The 23,707-nt window shown below is 60.2% G+C and carries 23 protein-coding genes; 7 read left to right on the top strand and 16 right to left on the bottom strand.

Annotation, left to right across the window (positions count from 1 at the left end):
- The first annotated feature begins 6 nt into the window (after window positions 1-6).
- Window positions 7-435 carry a universal stress protein gene (locus QAO71_RS06610; RefSeq protein ID WP_074780062.1) on the top strand — a complete coding sequence of 143 codons (429 nt, stop codon included), beginning with the start codon at window positions 7-9 and terminating at the stop codon, window positions 433-435.
- Between the two features lie 114 nt (window positions 436-549).
- Here QAO71_RS06610 and QAO71_RS06605 read toward each other — a convergent pair whose 3' ends face one another.
- Complete coding sequence (locus tag QAO71_RS06605; RefSeq protein WP_036992635.1) at window positions 550-1,869, bottom strand: DEAD/DEAH box helicase; 1,320 nt, start codon at window positions 1,867-1,869, stop codon at window positions 550-552.
- A gap of 216 nt (window positions 1,870-2,085) precedes the next feature.
- Between QAO71_RS06605 and dusA the strand changes: the two genes are divergently transcribed.
- Together dusA and tal are read left to right on the top strand one after the other, a co-directional pair.
- Complete coding sequence (gene dusA, locus QAO71_RS06600) at window positions 2,086-3,111, top strand: tRNA dihydrouridine(20/20a) synthase DusA (protein WP_280165527.1); 1,026 nt, start codon at window positions 2,086-2,088, stop codon at window positions 3,109-3,111.
- Window positions 3,112-3,164: 53 nt separating this feature from the next.
- Window positions 3,165-4,115: a transaldolase gene (gene tal / locus QAO71_RS06595; RefSeq protein ID WP_280165526.1), complete on the top strand. Its 951-nt coding sequence runs from the start codon at window positions 3,165-3,167 to the stop codon at window positions 4,113-4,115.
- Here the strand turns inward: tal and rssC are convergent.
- From rssC to QAO71_RS06580, 3 genes are all read right to left on the bottom strand, one after another.
- Complete coding sequence (rssC, locus tag QAO71_RS06590; RefSeq protein ID WP_036992638.1) at window positions 4,104-4,589, bottom strand: anti-sigma factor antagonist RssC; 486 nt, start codon at window positions 4,587-4,589, stop codon at window positions 4,104-4,106. The genes tal and rssC overlap by 12 nt on opposite strands.
- A complete protein-coding gene (locus QAO71_RS06585) occupies window positions 4,589-5,779 on the bottom strand; it encodes a SpoIIE family protein phosphatase (protein WP_036992499.1) in 1,191 nt (396 codons plus the stop codon). Before QAO71_RS06585 ends, rssC begins: the two co-directional genes overlap by 1 nt.
- 158 nt (window positions 5,780-5,937) lie before the next feature.
- A complete protein-coding gene (locus QAO71_RS06580) occupies window positions 5,938-6,669 on the bottom strand; it encodes a VacJ family lipoprotein (RefSeq protein WP_280165525.1) in 732 nt (243 codons plus the stop codon).
- Between the two features lie 206 nt (window positions 6,670-6,875).
- On the opposite strand from QAO71_RS06580, the gene QAO71_RS06575 reads away from it, so the two are divergent.
- Window positions 6,876-7,154: a DUF4404 family protein gene (locus QAO71_RS06575; protein ID WP_074780074.1), complete on the top strand. Its 279-nt coding sequence runs from the start codon at window positions 6,876-6,878 to the stop codon at window positions 7,152-7,154.
- A gap of 41 nt (window positions 7,155-7,195) precedes the next feature.
- Here the strand turns inward: QAO71_RS06575 and queF are convergent, their stop codons facing one another.
- Genes queF through QAO71_RS06560 form a run of 3 tightly spaced genes read right to left on the bottom strand, consistent with a single transcriptional unit; the run spans window position 7,196 to window position 9,786 of the window.
- Complete coding sequence (gene queF / locus QAO71_RS06570) at window positions 7,196-8,029, bottom strand: NADPH-dependent 7-cyano-7-deazaguanine reductase QueF (RefSeq protein ID WP_036992503.1); 834 nt, start codon at window positions 8,027-8,029, stop codon at window positions 7,196-7,198.
- Between the two features lie 42 nt (window positions 8,030-8,071).
- Complete coding sequence (locus QAO71_RS06565; protein WP_036992504.1) at window positions 8,072-8,848, bottom strand: ABC transporter permease; 777 nt, start codon at window positions 8,846-8,848, stop codon at window positions 8,072-8,074.
- Between the two features lie 2 nt (window positions 8,849-8,850).
- Window positions 8,851-9,786 carry an ABC transporter ATP-binding protein gene (locus QAO71_RS06560; protein WP_036992505.1) on the bottom strand — a complete coding sequence of 312 codons (936 nt, stop codon included), beginning with the start codon at window positions 9,784-9,786 and terminating at the stop codon, window positions 8,851-8,853.
- Window positions 9,787-9,857: 71 nt separating this feature from the next.
- Here QAO71_RS06560 and QAO71_RS06555 point away from each other — a divergent pair, with 71 nt between their 5' ends.
- Window positions 9,858-10,181, top strand: coding sequence for a hypothetical protein (locus QAO71_RS06555; protein ID WP_280165524.1), 324 nt, complete (start codon window positions 9,858-9,860; stop codon window positions 10,179-10,181).
- Between the two features lie 34 nt (window positions 10,182-10,215).
- Complete coding sequence (locus QAO71_RS06550; RefSeq protein ID WP_136869965.1) at window positions 10,216-12,645, top strand: acyl-CoA dehydrogenase; 2,430 nt, start codon at window positions 10,216-10,218, stop codon at window positions 12,643-12,645.
- Window positions 12,646-12,711: 66 nt separating this feature from the next.
- Here QAO71_RS06550 and QAO71_RS06545 read toward each other — a convergent pair whose 3' ends face one another.
- The 7 genes from QAO71_RS06545 to QAO71_RS06515 form a co-directional block, all read right to left on the bottom strand.
- Entirely contained in the window at window positions 12,712-14,508 is a 1,797-nt protein-coding gene (locus QAO71_RS06545; RefSeq protein WP_280165523.1) for an ABC transporter ATP-binding protein/permease, read from the bottom strand.
- Between the two features lie 64 nt (window positions 14,509-14,572).
- Window positions 14,573-15,961, bottom strand: a complete 1,389-nt coding sequence (locus QAO71_RS06540; protein WP_051611324.1) for a hypothetical protein — start codon at window positions 15,959-15,961, stop codon at window positions 14,573-14,575.
- Window positions 15,962-16,142: 181 nt separating this feature from the next.
- On the bottom strand, window positions 16,143-16,928 hold the full coding sequence (locus QAO71_RS06535) for a dienelactone hydrolase family protein (RefSeq protein ID WP_074780087.1): 786 nt from the start codon (window positions 16,926-16,928) through the stop codon (window positions 16,143-16,145).
- Window positions 16,929-17,032: 104 nt separating this feature from the next.
- Window positions 17,033-18,937, bottom strand: a complete 1,905-nt coding sequence (gene htpG / locus QAO71_RS06530; RefSeq protein WP_136869813.1) for a molecular chaperone HtpG — start codon at window positions 18,935-18,937, stop codon at window positions 17,033-17,035.
- A gap of 88 nt (window positions 18,938-19,025) precedes the next feature.
- Window positions 19,026-20,030 carry a hypothetical protein gene (locus QAO71_RS06525; RefSeq protein WP_036992512.1) on the bottom strand — a complete coding sequence of 335 codons (1,005 nt, stop codon included), beginning with the start codon at window positions 20,028-20,030 and terminating at the stop codon, window positions 19,026-19,028.
- Window positions 20,031-20,066: 36 nt separating this feature from the next.
- On the bottom strand, window positions 20,067-20,504 hold the full coding sequence (locus QAO71_RS06520; RefSeq protein WP_036992513.1) for a PaaI family thioesterase: 438 nt from the start codon (window positions 20,502-20,504) through the stop codon (window positions 20,067-20,069).
- Window positions 20,501-20,965 (bottom strand): PaaI family thioesterase, encoded by a 465-nt coding sequence (locus QAO71_RS06515; RefSeq protein ID WP_036992514.1) that lies wholly within the window; start codon window positions 20,963-20,965, stop codon window positions 20,501-20,503. The genes QAO71_RS06520 and QAO71_RS06515 overlap by 4 nt, the downstream gene beginning before the upstream one ends.
- 160 nt (window positions 20,966-21,125) lie before the next feature.
- On the opposite strand from QAO71_RS06515, the gene QAO71_RS06510 reads away from it, so the two are divergent.
- Entirely contained in the window at window positions 21,126-21,446 is a 321-nt protein-coding gene (locus QAO71_RS06510) for a hypothetical protein (protein WP_036992515.1), read from the top strand.
- 67 nt (window positions 21,447-21,513) lie between these two features.
- Here QAO71_RS06510 and QAO71_RS06505 read toward each other — a convergent pair whose 3' ends face one another.
- Window positions 21,514-22,269, bottom strand: coding sequence for a DUF599 family protein (locus tag QAO71_RS06505; RefSeq protein WP_051611327.1), 756 nt, complete (start codon window positions 22,267-22,269; stop codon window positions 21,514-21,516).
- Window positions 22,270-22,291: 22 nt separating this feature from the next.
- Window positions 22,292-23,602, bottom strand: a complete 1,311-nt coding sequence (brnQ, locus tag QAO71_RS06500) for a branched-chain amino acid transport system II carrier protein (RefSeq protein ID WP_036992516.1) — start codon at window positions 23,600-23,602, stop codon at window positions 22,292-22,294.
- Between the last annotated feature and the right edge of the window lie 105 nt (window positions 23,603-23,707).

The following is a 23,707-nucleotide window of genomic DNA, read 5'->3' as shown; positions in this document are numbered from 1 at the left end:
CCAAGCATGTACAAGGTGATATTGGTACCGGTAGACATCGACCACAAGGCCTCCTGGGCCAAGTCGCTGCCTACGGCGATTCAGCTGTGCCAGACCTATGGCGCCTCATTGCATCTCGTGAGCATCATTCCCAGTGTCAGGATGCCGATGGTCGATGGATTCTTCCCCGAGGATTTCACCGCAACGGCGAAGAAGAAAATGAAGGAAGCGCTGCAGGCCTTTGCCGCCAAGCAAGTACCAGCCGAGCTGAAAGCCAAGCTGATCGTGGTCGATGGCAAAGCCTATGAAGGTATTCTGCGGGTGGCGAAGAAGATCAATGCCGACCTGATCGTCATGTCCACGCATAAGCGCAAGCGCATCGAGGACTATCTGATCGGCACCAATGCCATGCGGGTGCTGCAACAGTCGAAGGTATCGGTGTTGGTGGTGCGCTGAGGCCGCTGCCAACATGACGTGAAACCCAGGCGTCGGGTGGCAAAGGGGCCTCCTCTGCTCTTGCAGGAGCCCCGCCCCGAGGCGATGCTGGCCGCGAGGCCAGCCAAGCTACCGTCAGGTACGCCGCTTCGGTGGTGCCAGCCCGTCGGAACTGGTTACCACTTCGCCCTTGGGCACCGCCGGTTTGCGCCGGGCTGCCGGCTTCGGCGTTTTCGGCCGCTTGACCTTCTTCTTGTCATCCTTTTTCTTCTTGGCGCCCACTGGCTTGCCGGACGCCTTGAGCTTTTTCGGCCCCTTGAAACTGCCAGCCAGCTCCTTGATCACCCGCCGCTCGAACTGTCGACGCAGATAGCGCTCGATGCTCGACATCAGGCTCCACTCATGGGGAGCCACCAGGGATACGGCAACCCCTTCCCCACCAGCCCGACCGGTGCGGCCCACCCGATGGAGATAGTCATCACCACTGCGTGGCATGTCGAAGTTGATCACCAGGTCCAGCTCGCTGATGTCCAGGCCACGGGCGGCTACATCCGTAGCGACCAGCACACCGCTGCCACCCTGCTTGAAGCGCTCAATGGCCAGCTTGCGGTCCTTCTGATCCTTTTCGCCATGCAGCACATACACCCGCAGCCCTTCCACCGCCCGCAGCACGCCATTCAAGCGATCAGCCATGACCCGCGTATTGGTAAAGACAATCGCCTTGCCCTGACATTCATTGAGCAGTAGCCATTTGACCAATGCCTCGCGGTGCGCATTGTCATCCACCGCGATCACTTGCTGACGAATGGCCGGGGTATCGTCGCGCACGCTGTCCAACTCAAGCCAGCGCGGCTCACGCAGTACCTGCTCGATAATACGCTTCAGGCCCGCGTTGCCGGTGGTAGCGGAGAACAGCATGGTCTGGCGTTGCTCGGGGCAGGCCTGAGCGATAGTCAGCACATCTTCGGCAAAACCCATATCCAGCATGCGATCAGCTTCATCGATGATCAGCGTCTGAATGGTGGACAGATCCAATCCGCCGGCGCCCAGTTGCTCCAGGCAGCGACCCGGCGTGGCAATGACGATGTCCGGATTCTTGCGCAGCTTGGCAGCCTGGACCTTGAAATCCTCACCGCCGATGACCAACTCGGATTTGAGAAAGGTAAAGCGCGCCAGGTCCTGGATGTCCTTGTGAATCTGCTGCGCCAGCTCGCGGGTCGGCGACAGGATCAGCGCCCGTGGCGCCAGCGGCTTGCTGTCATCGTCCAGCAGACGCTGCAGAGTCGGCAGCACGTAGGCCGCCGTCTTGCCACTGCCGGTCTGAGCGATGATATACAGATCCTCACCAGCAATCGCATGGGGAATCGCCGCCGCCTGAACCGGCGTGGGCTTTTCGAAGGACAGGGCCGAGAGTGCCTTGAGCAGGCGTTCATGCAGGGAGAGTTCTGTGAACACAAGTTTACCTTTCTGGAAACGGGGGTACTGATAATCCGACATGCCGCTAGTGTATCACTGCTTGCAGAAAACACCGGTAGCTTCGCCATACCAGACTCCTGACGCCGGTCGCCCGATGCCGGTCGCCCGCGCCGGTCGCCTCCATCGTCCAAGATGCGGCGTTCCTGATACACTAGCGCCCCTATTTATCGCCTCAGCGCCAGGATAATCTCTTCAATGCAGCAACCGTCGCCCTCTCTCTCACGCCCCGGCCCATCCCGCCGCTTTTCCGTGGCGCCCATGATGGATTGGTCTGACCGCCATTACCGCTATTTCGCGCGCCTGATCAGCCAGCATGCACTGCTGTACACCGAGATGGTCACCACCGGCGCGGTATTGCATGGGGATCGTGCGCGGTTTCTGGGTTACAGCCCGGAGGAACAGCCGTTGGCGCTGCAGTTGGGCGGCAGCAATGCCCAGGAATTGGCGCAGTGCGCCCGACTGGCCGAGGACGCCGGTTATGCCGAGGTGAACCTCAATGTCGGCTGCCCCAGCGACCGGGTGCAGAACAATCTGATCGGCGCCTGCCTGATGGGCCACCCGCAGTTGGTGGCCGATGCTGTGAAGGCAATGCGGGATGCCTGCAGCATCCCGGTCACCGTCAAGCACCGCATCGGCATCAATGGCCGGGACAGCTATGAGCAGCTGGTGGATTTTGTGGGCCAGGTCCATGAGGCCGGCTGCGATACCTTCATCGTGCACGCCCGTATCGCCATCCTGGAGGGGCTGTCGCCCAAGGAGAACCGGGATATCCCGCCGTTACGCTATGAGGTGGTGCATCAGCTGAAAGCGGATTTTCCGCAGATGGAAATTATCCTCAACGGTGGCCTGACCGACCTGGATGTGATGCAGGAGCATCTTCATGGGCTCGATGGCGTGATGGTCGGCCGTGAGGCATACCACAATCCCTATCTGCTGGCAGAGGTGGACCAGCGTTTCTATGCTGACGAGGCGCCAGTACGCAGTCGCATCGAGGTGCTGGAAGCGCTGCGTCCCTACATCGCTGCACACCTGGCCCAGGGCGGCATGATGCATCACGTCACCCGCCATATTCTCGGCCTGTTTCAGGGGCTGCCGGGCGCGCGGCATTTCCGCCGGCAATTGAGCACCGAAATTCATCGCACCGACCAGCCCCTGGCGCTCTATGACCAGCTGGTCACGCAGATGGCTGAACGCACACAACCGCAGGATTGCCCCCTGTAACAGGCTTGAGGTAAGGTCGAAGTCTACTTTCTTCGCAATCACCTTGGGCCATCATGACAAGCAAACTGGACAATCTCCGTCAGCACACGTTGATTGTCGCCGACACCGGTGACATCGACGCGATCCGCACTCTGCAACCGGTGGATGCCACCACCAATCCTTCATTGTTGCTCAAAGCCGCCCAACAACCGGACTACAGCCACCTGCTGGACCGAGCCTTGCAGCAGGCAGCTGGCAGTTATGACCTTATTACCGATGCCTGCGATCACTTCGCGGTGGCCGTCGGCAGCCAGATCATCGAGCTGATTCCAGGAAGAGTCTCGACCGAGGTGGATGCACGGCTTTCCTTCGACCGCGCCGCCACCCTCGACAAGGCCCGCAAACTGATCGAACTGTATGAGCAGGCCGGCGTTACCCGTGATCGGGTGCTGATCAAGATCGCCGCCACCTGGGAGGGCATCCAGGCCGCTGCCGAGCTGGAACGCGAAGGCATCCAGTGCAACCTGACACTGCTGTTCTCCTTCGCCCAGGCCCAGGCTTGTGCTGATGCGGGTGTGTTTCTGATCTCGCCCTTCGTCGGGCGCATCTACGATTGGTACAAGCAGCGCGACGGCGTTGATTATCAGGGTGTGGATGATCCCGGTGTGCAATCAGTGGCACGCATCTTCCGCTATTACAAGGAGCACCTGTACGCCACCGTGGTCATGGGTGCGAGCTTCCGTAATATCGGCCAGATCGAAGCGCTGTGCGGCTGCGATCGTCTGACTATCAGCCCTGCCCTGTTGCAGCAGTTGGCCAAGGAGGCCGGCAGCCTGTCGCCCTCCGCGTTCCTGACCGGCGCTTCGGATGACCCAAGGGAGGAATTGAACGAGCCGGCTTTCCGCTGGGCACACAATGAAGACGCCATGGCTACGGAGAAACTCGCCGAAGGCATTCGCGCCTTCGCCGCGGATCAGATCAAACTGGAAAAGTTGCTGGCTGAACGGGCCGCGTCAGTGGCCTGATTCGAGCGTGCTGACCAGGTCGGTGAAAGCCGACCGGTTATGCTCGTTGAGGTTCATCAGGATACGATGGGCCTCCAGCACTCGGCTTTTCACCTGCTCCTCAGAGAGAACCTGACCGGGCAGATCCTGCAGCTCGGTATCGGTAGGCGTGGATTCGGTCACGATATTGAATATCTGGTCAAACCCCATACTCTGCAGCAGCCGGTTCATGTCCTCATGGGTGGATACCAGGGTCGGCAACAGGCCGACCCTATCCCGTGACAGGATCGACAGTTTGGCCAGCAAACCCAGGGAAGTGCTGTCAATGTTATCTGTTTCGGTCAGATCAATGACGATGCAGCTGAAGTTCAGGCTGCTGAAGATCTTCTCGATGTAGGCATCCAGCGCAGCGCAGAGTGTCAGGCGCACATCGCCAATGAATTTGAGGATAAAAGTACTCTCGGATTCAGCGAACTGAATCCTGCCTGTGGTCATCATTCCGAGGTCCTGCTCAACAACAATACTGAGATATCGTCCGGCATCACCTTGGTCTGGTCGAGGCCGAGCAAATGCATGAAACGCTGCATGTCTCCTCCTGCCTGGCCGATCAGCCCAGGTAGCCGGTCTTCCTTTTCCTTCAGAGTAGTCCCTTCGACACAATCAAGCACGCCATCCGAACACAGCGTCAGGGAGAACCGGGACGGCAGTGGAATCTGGTGGTTTTCAAATTCGGCTTCGGGAAACAACCCCACCGGTCGCCCCTTGCCCAGCAGATACTCTGCCTTGCCATCGACACACAGCACCGGCAGCGGCAAATGCCCACCAATACTGTAGGTAAGCGTCTGCTGCGCCTCGTCGATGACACCGCCGAGCATGGTGACATGCTTACCCAGGTTACAGCTGATCAGGCTGCGGTTGATATGCCCAAGCACATCCGATGGCTGGAACCGGATCGGCCCCTGCTCCTGCAGCTTGCGCTGCTCATAGAGCAGCCGCGTGGTCATGAACTTGAGCAGCACGGTGACGAACGCCGACGAGGCGCCATGCCCGGAGACATCCGCCAGATAAAACGCCAGTTGGGTTTCCGACACACGAAAGTAGTCGACGAAATCGCCGGACAGATACAGTGAGGGGATGATGCGGTGTTCAAATAGATACTGACCGCTTCCCCAGGGCGAAGCCGGCAACATGTTGAGCTGCACCTGTCGCCCCGCGGTCTGATCATCGCGCAGTTCGCGCAGATGATTTTCCAGTTCGCGGTTGGCCAGCTCAAGACGCTCACGGATACGCTGGTTTTCGGTGCGCAGCCGCGCCCGATCAAGCGAGCGGCGTACCGCGTGCTCAAGCAATTCAAGGTCCGCCTGGGGCTTGATCAGATAATCGCTGGCGCCCAGCCGCAAGGCCTCGACCACATCGCTCATGACGCCGTCATCGGAGATGACCACCACCGGCGTATCCGGCCTGGCGTCGGCAATCTGGGCAAGCAGCTCGAAACCGCTCATGTCCGACATGTACAGATCGCAGAGTACCAGTTCAGGACGCTGGCCCGCGACGAGTGTCAGTCCTTCGTGGGCGCGACTGGCCTGCAGTACCTCGAAGCCACACTGTTCAAGATGAATCGAGATGCTTTGACGAACCTGATCGTCATCATCAATAACCAGCAAAGTGGTGCCAGGAAGCTGCATAGATTCCCTACGTCATTGCCGAGAAGCCAGGCTGAGCGTCTCGGCCACAGGGTGTATTCGAAGTCAGACTCGAGTCTGAAGCCCAGGGATGTCTCCCGAAGGGGCAGACATTACTCCCATCCGCTCCGGCAGGCAACCATCGACAGGACGGTGCAGGATCAGAAGTCGTCTTCCACCTGCCCATCCATGACCTTGAACTCGCGATTCTGTAACCAGACATTGCGCACGAAGCTATATTTGTCGCCGCGAATGAGCCGTTCCTGGGACAGCAACCCGGCGCGGGTATCGACCACATCCACCCCCAGCGCGGTGTTGCGGCTGGGTACGTGGTCCATCTGGCCGCGGTAGCTATAACCGGCATAACCTTCAACGGCAAGGGCGCTACCATCGCGCACGGTGCTCGGGCCAAAGAAGGGCAACATGACATACGGCCCGCTATCGACGCCCCAGGCGCCCAGGGTCTGGCCGAAATCTTCGTCGTTGCGCTGCAGGCCCATGCGGGTAGCCACATCGAACATGCCCACCAAGCCGACGGTGGTGTTCATCAGAAACCGCGACAGGTCCACACTGGCATCATGGAATTTGCCCTGGAGCAGGTTATTGACCAGGTTCTTCGGCTCACCCAGATTGTTGAAGACGTTGGTGATGCCATTATTCAGTGCCGTCGGCATGACTCGATCGTAGCCCTGGGCAACAGGCCTGAGGGCGTAGGTATCGAGGGTATCGTTGAAACGGAAAACCACACGGTTGACCGGCTCCCAGGGGTCGGGATTGCGATACTCGGCCGCATAGTCATCATCGTCACCCTCATTCGCCAAGGCCGGGATAACCAGCGACAGGGCGAGTGCTCCGGCCAGCAGACTGTGTGCAGTGGAGTTCATCAGGTTCATTGTTGCTAAAGTCTCCATTCAGGATGGCAAGTGACCGAGACAGCAATACCACGCTGCAAGCCGCCATTGTAATCCAAACAGGCTGCTCGACCAGTGACTTTGTGATGAATTCGGTCGATCGTGACATCGGGAATGCCAGCCGGCAGGCAGACGTCTCCCATGCGCAGCGCTATAGTGTGGTCAGGATCTTACCGAGGAGAGCCCCCATGGCAGATGAACAACTGCAAGCCCAGCTTGAGTCCCTGCAGCAGACACTGAACGATCCGGACGTCACTCTGAGCGAGGAAGAACGCAGCGCCGTGCAGGCCCTGGCGGACAATATCGAAGCGCGATTGCTGGTCAGCGAAGCCGGCGAAGAGGGCGTGGCCGACCCCAGCCTGGTCGACAGCGTCAATCTACTGATCGAGGAGTTCTCCGAGCGCCACCCCACCCTGGCCGCAACCCTGCAGAATGTCGTGCAGAGTCTGTCGAACATGGGGATTTGACCCCAAGCCTGCCCTGCACCATGCCGGGCAGGCTGTCCACCCTACTGGCGCGCCAGCCGCATGTTGTCCGGCATACCGGCGCGGGTCGAACGCCAGGGGTTGATATCCAACCCACCACGGCGTAGATACCGCGCATAGACTGTCAGCTCGCAGTCATCACCAAGCACCCGCTGCACATCGAGAAAAATCCGCTCGACGCATTGCTCGTGAAAGTCGCCATGCTGACGAAATGAAATCAGATAGCGCAGCAGGCCGGCCTTATCGAGCGCTGGCCCGGCATAGTTGATCATCACACTGCCCCAGTCCGGCTGCCCGGTGACCGGGCAGTTGGATTTGAGCAGGTGACTGTACAGGGTCTCCCGCGCCCAACCACCACCGGAAACGCACTGCAACAGCTCCGGCGTGTACTCATAGGTGTCGATCGTCACATCCAGATCATCCAGGCACTCACCCGGCAAGCGCCCGATGCCTTCCTGCTGCAGCTGACCCACGTTCAGTACCCGCACCATCACCGGCGCCTGCGCGGTCACGCTCAGGTCAGATTCAAGCGTTCGCAGCACATCAGCGCGATCACTGAATACCGTCTGGTTGAAGGAGTTCAGATACAGCTTGAAGGATTTGGATTCGACAATGCGCGCATTCGCCGTCACCGGGAAGGTGAACTCCACCGCCGCCACCTCGGGCTTGCCCGACGGCGTCAACCAGGAGACCTCGTAACTGTTCCATACATCCACCCCATGGAACGGCAACTGCTGCGGGTCCACCCCGAGGTCCTGCCAGATGGGTTGGCGCGAGATCGGATACAGCAGCGACGGGGTATAGATGCCGTTGTAGCCGCTGGACTTACCGAGGGGCGATTGCTCTGCCGGATGCATCTGCGAGTCTCCTTTAGTTAGGGTCAGGTCAATAATCGATGACTACTGTCGCAGCCCGGTGCCCCGCACCAGCAGGCGATAGCTGAACAGGTACAGCCCCAGCGCGAATACGACCATCAGAATCAGTGCGATCCCGATATTGATATCCGACACACCGAGAATACCAAAGCGGAACGCATTGACCATATGCAGGATCGGATTGATCAGCGACACGCTCTGCCAGAACTCCGGCAGCAGGCTGATCGAGTAGAACACGCCGCCCAGATAGGTCAGTGGCGTCAGCACGAACGTCGGCACAATGGAGATATCGTCGAAATTCCGGGCATACACCGCGTTGATAAAGCCACCAAGCGAAAATACCAGCGAGGTGAGAAATACCACGCCAATGGTCAAACCGATATGCTGCACCTGTAGTCGGGTGAAGAACAGGGACATCAGCGTGACGATCAACCCCACCGCCAGCCCCCGCGCCACGCCACCCAGGGAGTAGCCCAGCAGAATCACATGGGGCGACACCGGTGCCACCATCAATTCTTCGATGGAGCGCTGGAACTTGGTGCTGAAGAAGCTCGACACCACGTTGGAATAGCTGTTGGTGATCACCGACATCATGATCAGCCCCGGCACGATGTAATCGATATAGGCGAAACCATCCATTTCACCGATCCGGCCGCCGATCAGGTTGCCGAAGATGACGAAGTAAAGGGCCATGGTGATACCCGGCGGCAATAGCGTCTGCGGCCAGATACGGGAAAAGCGCCGCACTTCCTTATTGAGAATAGTGATGAAGGCGATCCAGCTGCTGCGCCGATGACCCATATTCAAGCCGCTCCTTTGTCGTTATTGCCTTCCACCACGCCGAGAAACAGTTCCTCGAGGCGGTTGCTCTTGTTGCGCAGGCTCAGCACCTCGATACCTTGCGCGGCCAGTTCGACGAACAGGCTATTCATCCCCTGTTCCTTGTCCACCTGTACCTCCAGCGTGTGGTCATCCGCCAGTACGCAGGGGAAACCCGGTAGCGCCGGCGCCTGCTCCATCGCGTCGCGGCAATCGAGCAGAAAGGTCTCGACATGCAGCTGCTTGAGCAGCTTGCGCATGCTGGTGTTATGGATGATCTGCCCGCCGTCGATGATCGCGATGTTGCGACACAGCTGTTCAGCCTCTTCCAGATAGTGCGTGGTCAGGACGATGGTCACACCCTGGGCGTTGATCTCCTCGAGAAACTGCCACATCGAGCGGCGGATTTCGATATCCACACCAGCGGTCGGCTCGTCGAGAATCAGCAGCCGAGGTTCGTGGATCAACGCCCGGGCGATCATCAGCCGGCGCTTCATGCCGCCCGACAGCATGCGCGTGGGCACATCGCGCTTGTCCCACAGGCTCAGACGGCGGAGAAAATGCTCGGCCCGCTCCCGCGCCTCACCCGCAGGGATCCCGTAATAGCCGGCCTGGTTGACCAGGATATCCTGCACCTTCTCGAACTGGCTGAAGTTGAACTCCTGCGGCACCACGCCGATGCAACGCTTGGCGGCTATCAGGTCGGTATCCAGATCATGGCCAAAGATGCTCACCTTGCCGGCACTCTTGTTGACCAGGGAAGAGAGGATACCGATGGTGGTGGATTTGCCTGCACCGTTGGGACCGAGCAAGGCGAAGAAGTCGCCCTGCCCCACATCCAGGTCCAGCCCTTTGAGCGCACGCATGCCGTTGGGGTAGGTTTTCTCGAGCCCGCGGATTGTGATTGCTGCCGTCGTCATGCATGCCCCTCAATCAATTCATGGATCAGCCCGACGATATGGGGGCGAAATCCGCGGATTCAAGCCTCACGGTGATACTGATAACACTGTTCGGTCTGGGTTTCTGCCCGCAACTGATCGGCCTGGCCAGTGATCTCATGAACACAGCCTACGGCATGGACAGCCTGCGTTATGCGCTGATCGCCGCATCGCTGATGAATATCTGGGCCTGCTTCCACTACTATCTTGCTGGCCGTACCATCAAAAATACGATACGGCCAATATCGAGCCCTGATACTCTGCCCTACCGGGGCAACAGACCTGCGCTGTTGCCCTTTTTCCTTTCCTGCCCCTCCTCCCAGGTGATATCCCGTTACAGCCCCAGCCACATAGTGACGGCAGACCGACTATGCTGAAAGCTGGATTTCCACCCTGAAGGAGTGCTTCATGTTGACCCTGCTCTGGCTGCTGGGCCTGATACTTCTCGTTACCGTGCTCGCCTGGGTACGCAGCGGCCTGCTGAACGGCTGCCTGGTCGTCGGCGTCTACCTGCTGGCAATGACCCTGCTGGGTCCGGTCCACTGGCTGCTGGATCTCATCCTGTGGGCGCTGTTCCTCGGCGTTGCCATTCCGCTGAACTTGACCGACTGGCGCCGCCGCAGCATTACCACCCCACTGTTCCACTGGTTTCGCAAGGTGCTGCCACCGATTTCCGATACCGAACAGGAAGCGCTGGATGCCGGCACCGTCTGGTGGGATGGCGAGATTTTCAGTGGTCGCCCCGACTGGAACCGACTGCACAGCTACCCCATGCCCACCCTGACCGCAGAGGAACAGGCTTTTCTCGATGGACCGGTGGAAGAGCTCTGCAGCATGACCAATGAATGGCAGGTCACCACCGAACTGCAGGACCTGCCGGCGCCGGTCTGGGACTTCATCAAGGGCAACGGCTTCTTCGGCCTGATCATCCCCAGAGAATACGGCGGCAAGGGCTTCTCAGCCTACGCTCATTCACAGGTCGCCATGAAGCTGGCCAGCCGCAGTGGCGATCTGGGATCCACAGTGATGGTCCCCAACTCCCTGGGCCCTGCCGAGCTGCTGATGCAGTACGGCACCGACGACCAGAAGCAGTATTACCTGCCGCGCCTGGCGGCCGGGCAGGAAGTACCCTGCTTCGCCCTGACCTCTCCCGAAGCCGGCTCGGATGCCGGCGGCATGCCGGACCGGGGCATCGTCTGCCGGGGGCAATGGCAAGGGGAAGAGGTATTGGGCCTGAGCGTGACCTGGGAGAAGCGCTACATCACCCTCGGCCCGGTAGCCACGCTGCTCGGCTTGGCATTCAAGGTCTATGATCCCGACGGCCTGCTGGGTGATCAGGAAGACCTGGGCATCACCCTGGCACTTATTCCCACGGATACCGAGGGCGTCGAGATCGGGCGGCGCCACTTCCCGCTCAATGCGGCCTTCATGAACGGGCCGAACTCCGGCAAGGATGTGTTCATTCCGATGGATTACCTGATCGGCGGCCAGCCGATGATCGGCCATGGCTGGAAGATGCTGATGAATTGCCTGGCCGTGGGGCGTTCGATTTCCCTGCCGGCCGGCAGCACCGGCGCGGCGAAGATGACCAGCATGACCACCGGGGCCTATGCCCGTATCCGGCGGCAGTTCAACCTGCCCATCGGTGAGTTCGAAGGCGTACAGGAAGCGCTCGCGCGCATTGGTGGCAATACCTATGTGATGGACGCAGCCCGCACCATGACCGCTGGCGCGGTGGACCTGGGCGAGAAACCTGCCGTGCTGTCCGGCGTGGTCAAGTATCACCTCACCGAGCGTATGCGCCAATGCATCAACGACGCCATGGATGTGCATGGTGGCAAGGGCATCTGCATGGGGCCGAAGAATTACCTCGGCCGCGGTTATCAGTCGGTGCCGATTTCCATCACCGTGGAAGGGGCCAATATCCTCACCCGTAGCATGATGATCTTCGGTCAGGGTGCGATTCGTTGCCACCCGTACGTGTTGCAGGAAATGCAGGCCACCCAGGACCCGGACCAGGACCGTGCCATCGCGCGCTTCGACAGACTGCTGTTCGAACACATCGGTCACGCCCTGGGCAACGCCGCCGGCAGCCTGCTGCTGGGCCTGACCTGCGGTGCTTTGGTGAAAACTCCGGGCAACGACGATACCCGCGCTTATTACCGGCAGCTGTCACGCCTCAGCGCGGCCTTCGCTACCTTGACCGATACCAGCATGCTGATGCTGGGTGGCGAGCTGAAACGGCGCGAGCGGCTGTCAGCTCGGCTGGGCGACGTGCTCAGCTTCATCTACCTGGCCAGCGCCACGCTCAAGCATTATCACGACCAGGGCGAACCGGAAGAAGATCTGCCGCTGTTGCGCTGGGGGGTGGAGGACCTGCTGGCGAAGATCGAACAGGCCATGCACGAGATCCTGCTGAACTTCCCGGACCGCTGCATGGGTATCGCCTTGCGGGTGTTGATCTTCCCGCTGGGCCGGCGTCTCAAGCCACCGTCCGACCGCACCGGCGGTGAGGTCGCGCGTCGGTTGATGACCCCCGGAGCCTCGCGCGATCGCTTGCTGGCCGGCTGCTACCGCAGCAGCGATCCGGACGATGTCACCGGTCTGCTCAATGACACGCTGGACAAGGTCATCCTCGCCGACCCGATCGAGCACCGCCTGAGCAAGGCGATCCGCTCCGGTGAACTGGAACATGAAAGTGCAGCCGATGATCTTGCGGTCGCGGCCGAAAGTGGCGTCCTTAGCCCCGATGAAGCGCAGAAGCTGCGTGATGCCCGGCTGGCCCGCCGGGCGGTCATTGAGGTGGATGATTTTTCACAGGAGGAAATGCGACCCGGTTGAGCCAGGGTGTTCACGGCGGGCCGGGGTCTATCCCGGCCCAGCGGTGTTGCCGGCTAGCCATGGTGCTCAGGCTTCGGAGGTGTCCTCCCCTTCACGCTGCTGCTCTGCCCACAGCCGCGCATAGGCTCCGCCCGCCGCCAGTAACTGCTGATGCGTGCCCTGCTCCACCACCTGCCCCTGGTCCAGCACCAGGATCTGCTCCGCATGGGTGATGGTTGACAGCCGATGAGCAATGGCCAGGGTGGTACGCCGCCGCGATACCAGGTTCAGCGCGTCCAGAATCCGCCGCTCCGAATGCGTATCCAGTGACGAGGTCGCCTCGTCGAGGATCAGCAATTGTGGGTCCTTGAGCAGCACCCGGGCGATGGCGATACGCTGTTTCTCGCCGCCGGACAGCTTCAGCCCCCGCTCCCCCACTTGCGTCTGCAGGCCTTCGGGCAGACGCTGGACAAAGTCTTCCAGCTGCGCCATGCGCAACACCGCCCAGACTTCCTCATCGCTGGCACCCGGCTTACCGTAGGCAATGTTGTAACCGATGCTGTCATTGAACAGCACGGTATCCTGCGGCACCACGCCGATGGCCTGGCGCAGGCTGCGCTGGGTCACCGTGCGGATATCCTGACCATCAATGGTGATGCCGCCACTGCTGACGTCATAGAAGCGAAACAGCAACCGCGCCAGTGTGGACTTACCGGCGCCGCTGGGGCCGACCACAGCCAACGTCTGGCCGGCCGGAATCGTAAAGCTGACGTCCTTGAGGATCGGCCGCTCCGCCGCGTAAGAATGATTGACGTGCTCGAAGCGCACCGTACCGCCCTCAACCCGCAGCGCTGCCGCCTCATCCACATCAGCCACCTTGACCGGTGCCTCCAGCAATCCGAACAACCGCTCGATATTGATCAGCGCTTCACGAATTTCCCGGTAGATGAAACCGAGGAAATTCAGCGGAACGAACAGCTGGATCATGTAGGCGTTGATCATGACCAACTCACCCAGCGTCATGCTACCAGCGGACACCTGGTTCGCCGCCAGTACCATCATCAGCGTCACCGAGCCGGCAATGATCAACGCCTGCCCCGAATTCAGCGCTGACAACGACAGCCGAGTCTTCATCCGCGCTGATTCCCAGCCAGCCAGGTGCTCGTCGTACTGCCTGGCCTCAAACGGCTCGTTACCGAAATACTTCACCGTTTCATAGTTCAGCAGGCTGTCCACTGCTCGGGTATTGGAGCGGTTGTCGAGCTGATTGCTTTCACGCACGAAGCGGTTGCGCCATTCGGTAAAGGCAATGGTGAACAGGCTATAAACCACCACCGCACCGAGTACCGTCAACGCATACACCGGACTGAAGTTGGCCAGCAGAATGACAGTGATCAGGCCAATTTCCAGCAAGGTCGGCAGGATATTGAACACCATGAAGCGCAACAGAAAGCTGATGCCACTGGTACCGCGCTCGATATCCCGCGCCAGTCCACCGGTGCGGCGCGACAAATGAAAGCCAAGATCCAACCGGTGCAGGTGCTCGAATACCTTGAGCGATACCCGCCTCATTGCCCGCTCGGCTACCCGGGCGAACACCGCATCACGCAATTCGGAGAAGAACACTGTGGAGAAACGCAGCAGGCCGTATGCCGTCAGCAACGCCACCGGCACCAGGATCAGCGCATCGGTGACTGCCTCGTAATGCTCGACAATCAGCTTGAGCATCCAGGGCACCGCCACCCCGGCCAGCTTGGCCAGCAACAGACAGGTCATGGCCAGGGCCACCCGGCCACGGAATTCACTCAGATAGGGAAGGAGACTGCGGATGATCCGCCAGTTGACCGGACCACCGGCATAGGAATTGTCGCTACTGGGTCGCAATGCAAGGGCCTCGGGTGATTGTGCCGAGACGGCAGTCTATCATCCCGAGGCCTGTTTATTTGCTCTAGCCTTCGGCCTCCAGCTTCACCGGTGCCGGCGCTTCCTCATGCTCCTCGGGAATCGGCTCAACGCTGCGATCCCAGCCCACCAGTAGCAGTGTGGTCAACACACCGAACAGCAGGCCTACCCAGGGCTCGAAGAAGGCCAGCCCCGCACCAATCAACAGCACCGCGCCCCGCGACGCGTTGTTCTTGGGAATGGCCATGGCGATATAGGCGCAGGCAAAGCCGGTCAGCACCAGCGTCAACGATAGCGCGATGCCCAGCAGCGGCTGCAGGCCGGTTACCAGTGGCAACAGGAAAAACAGAATCGGGATGCCCATGCCGTAATAGGAGATCAGCCCGCTGTGCAGACTATCCATGGTCTGCCGACCCTGCTTCCAGCGCTGGATGATGATCACGTGAACGCCGGTCCACATCGGCCCCTGAGTGGGGAAAAACGGTGCGCTGATACCCATCACTGCGTTACGGATGGCCAGGGCGAAATGCGAACGGGTCGGATTGATGTCGATGTGTTCATCGTTGCGCTCTTTCAGGCCCTCGCGGATCACTTCGTTGCCGGTCACCAGGTCACCGAACAGGATGACATAAGTGATGATGGCCAGCGGCATGGCCTGGATCATCATGCTCATGTCCGGGAAACCAATGGCAAACGGCGACATCTTGTTCCACATATCGCCGACCGGTGGGATTAAAAACCCCCACTGCACGTCATAGGCGACCTCTCCCACCAGCGGCCCGACAATCCCGGCGATGACAAAGCCCGGCAGCAGCCCCAGCGCCGCGATCATGGCAACCCAGCGGTATTTCTCCTTGAGCCGTTGCATCGGCAGGGAAAAGGCAAAGATCAGGCACACCGCGCAGGCCAGGGTGGTGGCGATAGGTTGCTGCAGGAGAAAACGCTCGGCGTCATCGATGAATACCCGCTTGAGCGCAGCCAGGGCGGCCCCCAGGATGATCCCGGCCTTGAGAGTATCCGGCAGCCAGATGACGAACTTCTTGCCCAGGCCGGTCAGGCCCAGCACGAACAGCAACAGCGCAAAATCCAGCGACAGCGCCGTCATCGCCTGCAGTCGCAGCGTCGGATCGTCCCCCGCGCCGATGGCAAAGGCCAGCGCCAGCGGTAGCGCAGGGGTAAGCCAGCCCGGCGCATAGGGCTCACCAAACACGATCAACGCTGAGCTGATCAGAATCGAATGGATCATCGAGGCGGCAACGGCCTCCTCGAAGGTAAGACCGAAGAACATGGTCATCAGCGGAATAAGGGATAACCCCGTCGCCGCTGCAATGAAGATGCCCTGAAACAGTTCCGGCCAGTACAACCGGGTGTGGTAGAACGGCAAGCGGAAGGTAAAGGGTCCCCAGCGCCAGCCGGGCAGTTCAGGTTGCGACATGATCCATCTCCATCGTTTATTGTTATCGGTGCGCGATCTCGCCTTACCTGGCCTTCGCTGCTTGTTCGTATTATTGATGGGGAGCTGATGAAAGCTCTAGTCGCATCATATCTTCATCAGTTCGCTGAATATCACCCGTTAAGGTGAAGTCGCGATGGCATTATGCATAGCACCGGCGACTTCAGTCGGCGAGCACTTCGCCGAAGAAGCTGCGCATTTGCATGAAGGCGCGCTCAGCGACCCGCGGATGGTATTGGGCCTGGCCCTTCACGTTGGCCGATGGGTCGGTGAACGAATGCACTGCCCCGCCGTAACTGAGCAACTGCCAGTCCGCCACGCCAGCGTTGCGCATTTCCTGTTCGAAGGCTGCCACCTGCTCCGGCGGCACGTAGGGATCATCCGCCCCATGCAGCACCAACAGCGGCATCCGGATAGCCTTGGCAGCATCCGGGTCCGGCGTATCCAGATTACCGTGGAAGGACACCACGCCGCCGATCTCGGTACCCGAGCGGGCCAGCTCCAATACCGCCGTGCCGCCGAAACAGAAGCCGATGGCGCCCAGCCGCTGGGTATCCAGCGCGACCGTATCGCTTTGCGCCTTGAAGACTTCCAGAGCGGCATTGACCCGCTTGCGCATCACGGCACGATCAGAACGTACCTCCCCCGCCGCCGCGCTCGCCTGCTTCGCATCGGTCGGGCGAATATCCCGGCCATACAGGTCAGCGATGAACACCACATAATCGGTACCCGCAGCACGGTAGGCCTTCTTCGCCGCGTTGTCGGTGACGCCCATCCAGTTCGGCACCATCAACAGACCCGGACGCGGCTCCGTCACCGCCTCGTCATACACCAGCAAGCCCTGATAGGCCTCGCCATCGATTTCGTAATCCACTGTGTGCGTAATCATATCCGCCTGCGCCAACCCGACCGTCGCGGTCATCAAGAGAGTGGTGAGTGTCTTCTTCATGCAGATGTCCCTTGCAGGAGTGTTGAACAGCAAGAATAGACGATGGGGAAAGAAAAAACGCCCGGCGCGGAAATCCGGGCCGGGCGTTTTTATCGCGCAGAGGTTTACTTGCTCAGTTCCACCAGCAGCGCGTTCAGGCGGCGTACGTAGCTGCCCGGGTCCTGCAGGGCTTCGCCGGCAGCCAGGGCCGCCTGGTCGAAGAGGATATGGGTGAGGTCGGCAAAGCGGTCCTCGTCCTGTTCCTGATCGAGCTTGTCCAGCAGCGGGTGCGCCGGGTTGATCTCCAGGATCGGCTTGCTTTCCGGCGCCTTCTGGCCGGTGGCTTCGAGGATCTTGCGCATCTGCAGGCCCATGCCGTCTTCAGTGACCACCAGCACCGCCGGTGAGTCGGTCAGACGATGGGAGACCTTGACCTCGTCCACGCTGTCCTTGAGCACATCCTTGACCCGCTGCACCAGGTCCGCCTTGGCCTTGGCCACTTCGTCCTGCGCCTGCTTGTCTTCCTCGCCTTCCAGCTTGCCCAGGTCCAGATCGCCACGGGCGACGTCGACGAACTGCTTGCCCTGGTATTCGCTCAGATGGCTCATCAGCCACTCGTCGATCCGGTCGGTCAGCAGCAACACCTCGATGCCTTTCTTGCGGAAGATCTCCAGATGCGGGCTGTTCTTGACCTGGCTGTAGCGCTCACCGGTGAGGTAGTAGATCTTGTCCTGACCTTCCTGCATGCGCTCGATATAGGCATCCAGGCTGACCACTTCGCTGTCGTCGTTCTGCGCGGTGGAAGCGAAGCGCAACAGACCAGCAATCTTCTCGCGGTTGGCGAAGTCTTCCGCCGGGCCTTCCTTCATCACGCTGCCGAAGGCCTTCCAGAAGGCGGCGTACTGCTCCGCATCGTTCTTCGCCAGTTTCTCCAGCATGTCGAGCACACGCTTGGTCAGTGCCGACTTCATGCTGTCGATGGCCGGATCCTTCTGCAGGATCTCGCGGGAAACGTTCAGTGACAGGTCGTTGGAGTCGACCACACCCTTGATGAAACGCAGGTACAGCGGCAGGAACTGCTCGGCGTCATCCATGATGAATACGCGCTGCACATACAATTTCAAGCCCCGCGGCGCCTCGCGCTGGTACAGATCGAACGGTGCACGACCCGGCACATACAACAGGCTGGTGTACTCCAGCTTGCCTTCGACCTTGTTGTGGCTCCAGCTCAGCGGGTTCTCGAAGTCGTGGGCAACATGCTTGTAGAACTCCTGGTATTCCTCTTCCTTGACCTCGGTACGCGGACGGGTCCACAGGGCGCTGGCGCGGTTGACGCTTTCCCACTCCGGCTCAGCCGGCTGGTCCTGCTCTTCACCCATCTGCTGCTTCGGCAGCTCGATGGGCAGGGAGATATGGTCGGAATACTTCTTGATGATGTTGCGCAGGCGCCAGCCATCGGCGAACTCGCTCTCGTCTGCCTTGAGATGCAGAACGATACGGGTGCCGCGCTCGGGCTTGTCGATATTCTCGATGGTGAAATCGCCTTCGCCCGCCGATTCCCAGCGCACCCCTTCCGCGGCGCTGGCGCCGGCCCGACGGGTAAACACTTCCACCTTATCGGCGACGATGAAGGCACTGTAGAAGCCCACGCCGAACTGGCCAATCAGACTGGCGTCCTTCTTCTGGTCACCGGTCAACTGCTGCATGAAGGCAGCGGTGCCGGATTTGGCGATGGTGCCCAGATGGCTGATGACTTCATCGCGGGACATGCCGATGCCGTTGTCCTCGATGGTCAGCGTCTTCGCCTGTTCGTCAGCACTGATGCGGATACGCAGGTTCGGATCGTCTTCCAGCAGCTCAGGCTTGGCGATCGCCTCGAAGCGCAGTTTGTCCGATGCGTCCGACGCGTTGGAAATCAGCTCGCGGAGAAAGATCTCCTTGTTCGAGTACATCGAATGGATCATCAGGTGCAGCAGTTGCTTCACCTCGGTCTGGAATCCGAGCGTTTCCTTTTGGGCTTCCACGGTCATGTTTGCAGTATCTCCATGTTTCACAAGGATTGTTGGCCCACGCGTGGGCGGGCGGATGGATCCTTGATGGGGATGCTGCGGTCGTATTTCAAGGCGTGGCGCGCGACTCGATCATACGAATGTCCAGCGGATGAAAATGCAGCTCGACCTGATCCGCGCCCCGGGCCTGGGCGAGAATCAGCCGCTGTTCCGCGCTGAGCTCACGGAAGGTACCCAGGTGCACCCGGCCCGACCAGGTCGTCAGACGCACCGCCGAGCCACTGAATAGCGCGGGCTCGTCAATAAGTGCCAGCAGGCTCAGCTCTTGCCATTCCTTCTCCTCCCCTGGCTGTCGACCCTCCTCCCGAGCGACAGCTGCAGCGGCATGGGCGGCTGCCTGTTCTTGCGCAAGCTGCTCGGCCTGCTCGCGTTCGAGCAACCATGGCGGTACCGACGCCAACTCAATGCGACCGGTCAGCCAGGTGCTGTAGATGGTCGGCAGATGTAGGTGGATACGCCCTTCGACCCGCCCTTGCACCGGCTCGCCGAAATCCAGGCTCAGGCTGTAGTCATCCACTACCTTGCGCAGCCCCGGCGCCGCCAGCGCGCCTGAGTACCACTGCAGTACCAGCTCGGGCCACTCGCCCTCGTCACCGGGCAGACGCTGGACCACTGGCTCCTGCAACAAGCTGCGAGCGCCAGCGAAACGAATGGTCAGCACCCGGCGCAGCCGCTCTGGCGGACCTTCCTCGAAAACCAGATCCTCACCACGCCAGACTATCCGCTCGGGAACAAAGGGTTGCCCCATGATGGTGCCCTGCAGATCGCTGGTGGCCGGCGCGGCGGCGGACCAGTGGCCACTCAACAGCAGATCCAGCCGCTCGGGCTGCTGGCGCTGCAGTTCAAGGGTACCGACCACCAGACTGACGATACCCAGCAACAACAGCAAACGCGGCCAGGTCGGATAGCCGCGGCCACGCAGAAACAGAGTGAGGGGAGCAAGAAACAAGGCCACCAGCATGCGGCCTACGGACAGACGGATGGCTGCAATCACCAACCAGAACCAGCCCAGCACCAACAACAGCCCACCGGCCAATATCATCAAGGCTTCCATGTCTCGACTATCTCCTTTTGGCGCCAGAATGCCTGTTCAATCCAGCTTGAAATGCGCTCGCGCAGTGGCTACCGGTTCTTCCGAGCGGGTTTGCCAGGCGGTAATGGCCACATTACCCACTCGGCGGCCCTGACGCCATACCTGGCAGGTGGCATAGGTATCACGCGACAGCCCGGCCCGCAGATAATCCACGGAAAAGTCGATGATCTTCGGGAAGGTCTGGCTATGCATGGAGGTCATCAGGTGCAGCATCGCCGCCTGCTCCATGAACCCAGCCAGCACGCCACCGTGCAGCGCCGGCAGCATCGGGTTACCGATGTTGTCAGCCTTGATCGGCAGATGAAAGATCATTTCCTCACCGAGGCGCATCACCCGTATCCCGAGCATGCGGGCGTAAGGAATTTCTGCGATCAGCGGCATGTAGTCACCGGACTCATGGGCATCCCGCACCAGCTGTTCTATATGCTCGTTCATGCTGTTCCTCCCGACGCAGCCGGCACCTTCTGGCTATCAATCGCTCCCTTACCCATGCGCATGAAGGTACCAACAACATGGGCCAGCGGCTCTTCACGACTCTGCTGATAAGCCACCCCACGGGTAAAGATCACTGTCGGGGTCACCCGGTAGCATTCGGCAAAACCGAAAATCGGCGCTCCGGGTTCAGCCGGATGCATGTAATCGATGCGCAGGTCCAACGTCGGACAGATCTCGAACTCATCCAGATAACAGACCGTCGATATACCGCAACAGGTATCCATCAATGTCGTGATGGCCCCGCCATGGACCACTCCGGTCACCGGATTACCAATGATGAGGTCGCTGTAGGGCAGCTTGATCACCAGCCCGTTCTCGTCAGCCTGTTCTACCGTCATGCCGAGCAGTTGACAGTGGCGCAGCACGGAAAGGAAGCTCTGCGCGCGTTGTTCGATGGTCATAGGTTATCCATACCGGACAGGGTAAAAGTGGATGGATTTTAACAGATCGCGGCATGTTGGCGCCAAAGCAGCGGCGATATCCGACTTCATTTAAGCGCAGCGGGAACTCTTGCCGTTCCGGTTGGACTAAGTTCTCGTGAATCATCACTTGGAGAATCAGATGAAAAAGCTTTGCGCAACTGCCGTCCTGATAGCTAGTTTCGGTTTGCTGGCAGCCTGCCAGGACGAGCCGGAAGACAAGATGGAGTCGGCCCAGGAGTCGATGTCCGATGCGATGGAAAACATGGGTGACGCTGCCGAGGATGCGGGCGAGGCCATCGAGCAGAAGGCCGACCAGACCTTCAACAACGAACCTACCACCGGGGAAAGGATCGAAGAAAATCTTGATGAAGCCGGTGAGCGGATCGGTGAAGCCTATGACGACTCGGCTGCTTACCTGGAAGAGAAAGGTGAGGACATCAAGGCCGCTGTGACCGAATAAAGCTGGCTCATTTGCTGTATCCCACGACATTACCGGCCGCTTCTGCGGCCGGTAATGTTTCTACCACTCACTGCTCCGGTTTCGCGGTCTCTTCGGCCGACGATTCGGGAAAGTGGGTCGGCGTCGCCATCAGCACTTCCAGTACAGCAGAGCGAAACTCCCGGCGGTACAACACGTACACCACGCCGGTGGTCATCATCATGAACACCCAGGGATTGATGAACCAGCTGAGGGTCGCCAGGGCGAAATAATAGGAACGCAGCCCCAGGTTGAACGAGTGCGCTGCTTTGGACAACACCTTGGCCGCCCGACTGGTGAAGGCCTTACGCTCGATCTCACTGACATGCTTCTCCCCTACCAGCGGCGCCGCACCGAACAGCACCGAGGCAAAGTTGTATTGGCGCATGGCCCAGGAGAAAGTAAAGAAGGCGTAGACAAAAATGCCGAGCATGATCAGCAATTTCATCTCCGAGACCTCGCGGCTGACCGGCGCCACGAAGGGCAGATCGTGCAGCAGATTCTGCGCCTGGTCGCTGGCCCCCATCACCGTGATCAGACCCGCCAGGATCAGCAACGTACTGGAGGCGAAGAACGAGGTATTGCGCTCCAGGTTGCTGATCAGGCTGGCATCGGCGATGCGCTGCTCACGCAGCAGCAGCCGGCTCATCCAATCCTTGCGATACAGATGCAACACACTCGCCAGGCAAGGCGTATCGCGTCCCCGATGCCAGGCATAACGCGTGTAGCCCACCCAGCAGAACATGAACCAGCACAGTGCCGCGAGATTCAGCCACAGCGATCCCGCATCGGGTAGCCCGGTCATTCCCTCTCCTTCAAACATGCCATCAAGCCTGTTGCCCCCTGGGGTGGCGCAGGCGATCAACCACCAATGCCACGATCAGCATGATGATAGCCGGCACCAGCCAGCCCAGCCCCTGTGAGGTGAATGGCAGTGAACTGAGCCAGGCCACGTCCCGCTCGATGAACCCGGCGGCCTTCAGGCCATCGATGATGCCAAAGACCAGGGCCACCAGCATCACCGGGCGCATGATGTTTTGCGGGCGCTGCCAGCCGGGTATGAACAGACCAAGACATACCAGCACGATCGCCAGCGGATACAGCCCCACCAGCACCGGAATGGAGACCCGGATCAGGCTGTCCAGCCCCTGGTTGGCTACCGCCATGCAGAAGATGGTGAAGACCCAGACCACCTGCGCATAACTGACCGGGAACTCGCGGCTGAAGAAGGCGCCACAGGCAGATATCAGCCCCACCGCGGTGGTCAGGCAGGCCAGCGTGATAACCACTGCCAGCAACAGGCTGCCGAGGTTGCCGAAACGATGCTGTACGAACGCCGCCAGAATCTCACCGCCATTGGCGCCGGGCTCTACCAGCGCACTGCTGGTACCGCCGAGCTGGAACAGGGCAAGGTAGACGAGGGCCAGACCAATCGCCGCGATGATCGCCGCGATAACGGTGTACCGGGTGATGATATGGGTTTCCTGCACCTGGCGGTCCCGAATCGCCCGGGTGATCACCACACCGAACACCAGGGCGCCCAGCGCGTCCATGGTCAGATAGCCTTGCAGCACACCTTCGACCAGTGGGCTGTCGCGATAGGTCGGTATGGGCGCGCCCACCTCGCCCAGAGGGAACAGCACCGCAGACAGCCCAAGAACCACCAACGCCAGCAGCAACACCGGAGTGATCAACTTGCCGATGTTGTCCACCAGCCGGCCGGGCTTGAGCGCCAACGCCAGCACCACGGCAAAGTACAGCAGCGAGTAGATCAACAAGGTCTGCCAACTGTCACCTACCAGACCGACGACGCCGACTTCATAAGATACAACCGCCGTGCGCGGCGTAGCGAACAGCGGCCCAATGGACAGGTAAACCAGGACGGCCAGGCACAGTCCCGGGAGGCGCCCCAGCGGCGCAGTCAGTTCCTGGATACCACCGCCCACCCGGGCCAGGGCCACCAGCGTCAACAATGGCAAGCCTACCGCGGTCAGCAGAAACCCAGCGGCCGTGGGCCACATGTTCACGCCAGCGGACAGGCCGGCACTGGGTGGAAAGATGATGTTGCCAGCCCCGAGAAACAGGGCAAAAGTCATAAAGCCAAGGGCTATGAGGTTAGCCGGAGATAGTGTTTTCATCGAAATTCTTCTGTGCAGTCTGCCCGGTACAGGCAAAAATCACCGGCATTATAAACAGCCAGAAGGGCAAAGGCCCATGTTGACCCGCCCTGCAGTGGAACAGCG

The sequence above is a fragment of the Halopseudomonas sp. SMJS2 genome (assembly GCF_029866945.1).
GTDB lineage: Bacteria > Pseudomonadota > Gammaproteobacteria > Pseudomonadales > Pseudomonadaceae > Halopseudomonas > Halopseudomonas bauzanensis.
Note: the sequence above shows the minus strand (reverse complement) of the source record. Positions and strands in the feature narration are given on the sequence as shown.

Bases quoted from the DNA above. Each gene is read 5' to 3' on its own strand.
- QAO71_RS06610 (WP_074780062.1), top strand. From the start codon at position 7: ATGTACAAGGTGATATTGGTACCGGTAGACATCGACCACAAGGCCTCC.
- dusA (WP_280165527.1), top strand. From the start codon at position 2,086: ATGCAGCAACCGTCGCCCTCTCTCTCACGCCCCGGCCCATCCCGCCGC.
- tal (WP_280165526.1), top strand. From the start codon at position 3,165: ATGACAAGCAAACTGGACAATCTCCGTCAGCACACGTTGATTGTCGCC.
- rssC (WP_036992638.1), bottom strand. From the start codon at position 4,589: ATGACCACAGGCAGGATTCAGTTCGCTGAATCCGAGAGTACTTTTATC.
- QAO71_RS06585 (WP_036992499.1), bottom strand. From the start codon at position 5,779: ATGCAGCTTCCTGGCACCACTTTGCTGGTTATTGATGATGACGATCAG.
- QAO71_RS06580 (WP_280165525.1), bottom strand. From the start codon at position 6,669: ATGAACCTGATGAACTCCACTGCACACAGTCTGCTGGCCGGAGCACTC.
- QAO71_RS06575 (WP_074780074.1), top strand. From the start codon at position 6,876: ATGGCAGATGAACAACTGCAAGCCCAGCTTGAGTCCCTGCAGCAGACA.
- queF (WP_036992503.1), bottom strand. From the start codon at position 8,029: ATGCATCCGGCAGAGCAATCGCCCCTCGGTAAGTCCAGCGGCTACAAC.
- QAO71_RS06565 (WP_036992504.1), bottom strand. From the start codon at position 8,848: ATGGGTCATCGGCGCAGCAGCTGGATCGCCTTCATCACTATTCTCAAT.
- QAO71_RS06560 (WP_036992505.1), bottom strand. From the start codon at position 9,786: ATGACGACGGCAGCAATCACAATCCGCGGGCTCGAGAAAACCTACCCC.
- QAO71_RS06540 (WP_051611324.1), bottom strand. From the start codon at position 15,961: ATGTCGCAACCTGAACTGCCCGGCTGGCGCTGGGGACCCTTTACCTTC.
- QAO71_RS06535 (WP_074780087.1), bottom strand. From the start codon at position 16,928: ATGAAGAAGACACTCACCACTCTCTTGATGACCGCGACGGTCGGGTTG.
- htpG (WP_136869813.1), bottom strand. From the start codon at position 18,937: ATGACCGTGGAAGCCCAAAAGGAAACGCTCGGATTCCAGACCGAGGTG.
- QAO71_RS06525 (WP_036992512.1), bottom strand. From the start codon at position 20,030: ATGGAAGCCTTGATGATATTGGCCGGTGGGCTGTTGTTGGTGCTGGGC.
- QAO71_RS06520 (WP_036992513.1), bottom strand. From the start codon at position 20,504: ATGAACGAGCATATAGAACAGCTGGTGCGGGATGCCCATGAGTCCGGT.
- QAO71_RS06515 (WP_036992514.1), bottom strand. From the start codon at position 20,965: ATGACCATCGAACAACGCGCGCAGAGCTTCCTTTCCGTGCTGCGCCAC.
- QAO71_RS06510 (WP_036992515.1), top strand. From the start codon at position 21,126: ATGAAAAAGCTTTGCGCAACTGCCGTCCTGATAGCTAGTTTCGGTTTG.
- QAO71_RS06505 (WP_051611327.1), bottom strand. From the start codon at position 22,269: ATGACCGGGCTACCCGATGCGGGATCGCTGTGGCTGAATCTCGCGGCA.
- brnQ (WP_036992516.1), bottom strand. From the start codon at position 23,602: ATGAAAACACTATCTCCGGCTAACCTCATAGCCCTTGGCTTTATGACT.